The 5,243-nt window shown below is 50.3% G+C and carries 2 tRNA genes and 2 rRNA genes; all 4 read left to right on the top strand.

Going from position 1 to position 5,243, the window contains the following annotated elements:
* Positions 1–20 precede the first annotated feature (20 nt).
* The 4 genes from IEW12_RS28675 (at position 21) to IEW12_RS28690 (ending at position 5,130) form a co-directional block, all read left to right on the top strand.
* A 16S ribosomal RNA gene (locus tag IEW12_RS28675) occupies positions 21–1,551 on the top strand.
* A gap of 128 nt (positions 1,552–1,679) precedes the next feature.
* A tRNA-Ile gene (locus tag IEW12_RS28680) sits at positions 1,680–1,756 on the top strand.
* 41 nt (positions 1,757–1,797) lie between these two features.
* Positions 1,798–1,873: transfer RNA gene (locus tag IEW12_RS28685), tRNA-Ala, on the top strand.
* A gap of 383 nt (positions 1,874–2,256) precedes the next feature.
* Positions 2,257–5,130, top strand: a 23S ribosomal RNA gene (locus IEW12_RS28690).
* The 16S and 23S rRNA genes sit together here with 2 tRNA genes alongside, the layout of an rRNA operon.
* The last annotated feature ends 113 nt before the right edge of the window (positions 5,131–5,243 follow it).

Genomic DNA, 5,243 nt, shown 5'->3' on the forward strand with positions numbered 1-5,243 from the left:
AATGCCACAAAACAGAGATTAAACTGAAGAGTTTGATCCTGGCTCAGATTGAACGCTGGCGGCATGCCTTACACATGCAAGTCGAACGGTAACAGGGAGCTTGCTCCGCTGACGAGTGGCGAACGGGTGAGTAATATATCGGAACATACCCTAGAGTGGGGGATAACGTAGCGAAAGTTACGCTAATACCGCATACGAACTCAGGTTGAAAGTGGGGGATCGCAAGACCTCATGCTCATGGAGTGGCCGATATCTGATTAGCTAGTTGGTGAGGTAAAGGCTCACCAAGGCGACGATCAGTAGCTGGTTTGAGAGAACGACCAGCCACACTGGGACTGAGACACGGCCCAGACTCCTACGGGAGGCAGCAGTGGGGAATTTTGGACAATGGGGGCAACCCTGATCCAGCAATGCCGCGTGAGTGAAGAAGGCCTTCGGGTTGTAAAGCTCTTTTGTCAGGGAAGAAACGGCAGTTTCTAATACAAGCTGCTAATGACGGTACCTGAAGAATAAGCACCGGCTAACTACGTGCCAGCAGCCGCGGTAATACGTAGGGTGCAAGCGTTAATCGGAATTACTGGGCGTAAAGCGTGCGCAGGCGGTTATATAAGTCAGATGTGAAATCCCCGGGCTCAACCTGGGAACTGCATTTGAGACTGTATGGCTAGAGTGTGTCAGAGGGGGGTAGAATTCCACGTGTAGCAGTGAAATGCGTAGATATGTGGAGGAATACCGATGGCGAAGGCAGCCCCCTGGGATAACACTGACGCTCATGCACGAAAGCGTGGGGAGCAAACAGGATTAGATACCCTGGTAGTCCACGCCCTAAACGATGTCTACTAGTTGTCGGGTCTTAATTGACTTGGTAACGCAGCTAACGCGTGAAGTAGACCGCCTGGGGAGTACGGTCGCAAGATTAAAACTCAAAGGAATTGACGGGGACCCGCACAAGCGGTGGATGATGTGGATTAATTCGATGCAACGCGAAAAACCTTACCTACCCTTGACATGTCAGAAACCTCGAAGAGATTTGAGGGTGCTCGAAAGAGAATCTGAACACAGGTGCTGCATGGCTGTCGTCAGCTCGTGTCGTGAGATGTTGGGTTAAGTCCCGCAACGAGCGCAACCCTTGTCATTAGTTGCTACGAAAGGGCACTCTAATGAGACTGCCGGTGACAAACCGGAGGAAGGTGGGGATGACGTCAAGTCCTCATGGCCCTTATGGGTAGGGCTTCACACGTCATACAATGGTACATACAGAGGGCCGCCAACCCGCGAGGGGGAGCTAATCCCAGAAAGTGTATCGTAGTCCGGATTGTAGTCTGCAACTCGACTACATGAAGTTGGAATCGCTAGTAATCGCGGATCAGCATGTCGCGGTGAATACGTTCCCGGGTCTTGTACACACCGCCCGTCACACCATGGGAGCGGGTTTTACCAGAAGTAGGTAGCTTAACCGCAAGGAGGGCGCTTACCACGGTAGGATTCGTGACTGGGGTGAAGTCGTAACAAGGTAGCCGTATCGGAAGGTGCGGCTGGATCACCTCCTTTCTAGAGTGCGCTGAAGTTAAGTGTCCACACTTATTGACTGTTAAGAATTAAAGAACAGAGACGGTTTGAGTTGGCGAATCATGACCACGCCGCTGTGCTGCTCTGAAACGAATCTAGAAATAGATGACGGGTCTGTAGCTCAGTTGGTTAGAGCACCGTGTTGATAACGCGGGGGTCGTTGGTTCGAGCCCAACCAGACCCACCAAGGTTTGAATTCAATAGTGAGGTTAGGCTATTGAGCGTGTCGGGGGTTTAGCTCAGCTGGGAGAGCACCTGCTTTGCAAGCAGGGGGTCGTCGGTTCGATCCCGTCAACCTCCACCAAGAAATACCAAACCTAAGTCAGAAGATCAGCGAAACAACGCTGCCTAAACCCGAAGCAAGGTTTAGTGTAAAAGATTTAGGTTTGTGCTTTCACAACGGAAGACAAAGATTTAAGAAGTACTGTTCTTTAACAATTTGGAAGAAGTAAAGTAGAAATAATCAAAATTATTTCTGTAAAGAGAGATGCACGCAAGTGTATCGAATTTATGGAAGGGTTGTGATTGTATCGAACAAACATAGTATTAAAAGCGAGTTTGAAGAAGTAGTTTTAGATAAATCAAATTCCTTGAGATACGGCAAACGCTAAAGTAATACTCAATAGTAGTAAGAACTATACCGTTCTCTAAGCGATGAACAAATCAGTTTAGAGGTTAACGTTATAGGGACAAGTGACTAAGTGCACATGGTGGATGCCTTGGCGATATCAGGCGATGAAGGACGTAGTAGCTTGCGATAAGCTGCGGGGAGTGAGCAAACACACTTTGATCCGCAGATTTCCGAATGGGGAAACCCGGCCGTAAGGTCATCGTATTCTGAATACATAGGAATACGAAGCGAACGTGGCGAACTGAAACATCTAAGTAGCTACAGGAAAAGAAATCAACCGAGATTCCCAAAGTAGTGGCGAGCGAAATGGGAACAGCCTGCAAGAGTTAGCATCAGCGATAGTAGAACGGAATGGAAAGTCCGGCCATAGAGGGTGATAGCCCCTTATACGAAATCCCTGGTGTGAGACTAAGCTTGCGACAAGTAGGGCGGGACACGTGAAATCCTGTCTGAACATGGGGGGACCATCCTCCAAGGCTAAATACTCGATATCGACCGATAGTGAACCAGTACCGTGAGGGAAAGGCGAAAAGAACCCCGGAAGGGGAGTGAAATAGATCCTGAAACCGTGTGCATACAAACAGTAGGAGCGGACTTGTTCCGTGACTGCGTACCTTTTGTATAATGGGTCAGCGACTTACATTCAGTGGCAAGGTTAACCGCATAGGGAAGCCGTAGAGAAATCGAGTCCGAATAGGGCGAATTAGTCGCTGGGTGTAGACCCGAAACCAAGTGATCTACTCATGGCCAGGTTGAAGGTGCGGTAACACGCACTGGAGGACCGAACCCACTAATGTTGAAAAATTAGGGGATGAGCTGTGGGTAGGGGTGAAAGGCTAAACAAACTTGGAAATAGCTGGTTCTCTCCGAAAACTATTTAGGTAGTGCCTCAAGTATCACCATCGGGGGTAGAGCACTGTTATGGCTAGGGGGTCATCGCGACTTACCAAACCATTGCAAACTCCGAATACCGATGAGTGCGAGCTTGGGAGACAGACGTCGGGTGCTAACGTCCGGCGTCAAGAGGGAAACAACCCAGACCGCCAGCTAAGGTCCCAAAGTATCGCTAAGTGGAAAACGAAGTGGGAAGGCTAAAACAGTCAGGAGGTTGGCTTAGAAGCAGCCATCCTTTAAAGAAAGCGTAATAGCTCACTGATCGAGTCGTCCTGCGCGGAAGATGTAACGGGGCTAAGCGATACACCGAAGCTGCGGATATCCGTAAGGATATGGTAGGAGAGCGTTCTGTAAGCCTGCGAAGGTGTCTTGTAAAGGATGCTGGAGGTATCAGAAGTGCGAATGCTGACATGAGTAGCGATAATGGGAGTGAAAAGCTCCCACGCCGTAAGCCCAAGGTTTCCTGTTCAACGTTCATCGGAGCAGGGTGAGTCGGCCCCTAAGGCGAGGCAGAGATGCGTAGCTGATGGGAAGCAGGTTAATATTCCTGCACCGTCGTATGATGCGATGGGGGGACGGATCGCGGAAGGTTGTCCGACTGTTGGAATAGTCGGTTTCTGGCTCAAAGAAGGTGCTTAGGCAAATCCGGGCACATAATTCAAGGGGTTGGGACGAGTGAACTTGTTCACGAAGCAATCGGAAGTGGTTCCAAGAAAAGCCTCTAAGCTTCAGTCATACGAGACCGTACCGCAAACCGACACAGGTGGGCGAGATGAGTATTCTAAGGCGCTTGAGAGAACTCGGGAGAAGGAACTCGGCAAATTGGTACCGTAACTTCGGGATAAGGTACGCCCTTGTAGTTTGACTGGCCTGCGCCAGAAGGACGAAGGGGTTGCAATAAACTGGTGGCTGCGACTGTTTAATAAAAACACAGCACTCTGCAAACACGAAAGTGGACGTATAGGGTGTGACGCCTGCCCGGTGCTGGAAGATTAAATGATGGGGTGCAAGCTCTTGATTGAAGTCCCAGTAAACGGCGGCCGTAACTATAACGGTCCTAAGGTAGCGAAATTCCTTGTCGGGTAAGTTCCGACCTGCACGAATGGCGTAACGATGGCCACACTGTCTCCTCCCGAGACTCAGCGAAGTTGAAGTGTTTGTGATGATGCAATCTACCCGCGGCTAGACGGAAAGACCCCATGAACCTTTACTGTAGCTTTGCATTGGACTTTGAATCGATCTGTGTAGGATAGGTGGGAGGCTTTGAAGCGGGGACGCCAGTTCTCGTGGAGCCATCCTTGAAATACCACCCTGGTTTATTTGAGGTTCTAACCTTGGCCCGTTATCCGGGTCGGGGACAGTGCATGGTAGGCAGTTTGACTGGGGCGGTCTCCTCCCAAAGTGTAACGGAGGAGTTCGAAGGTACGCTAGGTACGGTCGGACATCGTGCTAATAGTGCAATGGCATAAGCGTGCTTAACTGCGAGACTGACAAGTCGAGCAGGTACGAAAGTAGGACATAGTGATCCGGTGGTTCTGTATGGAAGGGCCATCGCTCAACGGATAAAAGGTACTCTGGGGATAACAGGCTGATTCCTCCCAAGAGTTCATATCGACGGGGGAGTTTGGCACCTCGATGTCGGCTCATCACATCCTGGGGCTGTAGCCGGTCCCAAGGGTATGGCTGTTCGCCATTTAAAGTGGTACGTGAGCTGGGTTTAAAACGTCGTGAGACAGTTTGGTCCCTATCTGCCGTGGGCGTTGGAAGTTTGAAGGGGGCTGCTCCTAGTACGAGAGGACCGGAGTGGACGAACCTCTGGTGTATCGGTTGTCACGCCAGTGGCATTGCCGAGTAGCTATGTTCGGAAGAGATAACCGCTGAAAGCATCTAAGCGGGAAACTCGCCTTAAGATGAGACTTCCCGGGAACTAGATTCCCCTAAAGGGTCGTTCGAGACCAGGACGTTGATAGGCTGGGTGTGGAAGTGCAGTAATGCATTAAGCTAACCAGTACTAATTGCCCGTGCGGCTTGTCCCTATAACCTTAACAGGTGATAGGCTACGACAAGTAAGCTTGTGTGTTTGCCCGTTGTTCGCAAACAATCACAACCGCCTAAGTCTTGTGGTGTGCCCCACCATGAGCACGGAGTA

Source organism: Parundibacterium terreum (genome assembly GCF_014636315.1).
GTDB classification, from domain to species: domain Bacteria; phylum Pseudomonadota; class Gammaproteobacteria; order Burkholderiales; family Burkholderiaceae_D; genus Undibacterium; species Undibacterium terreum.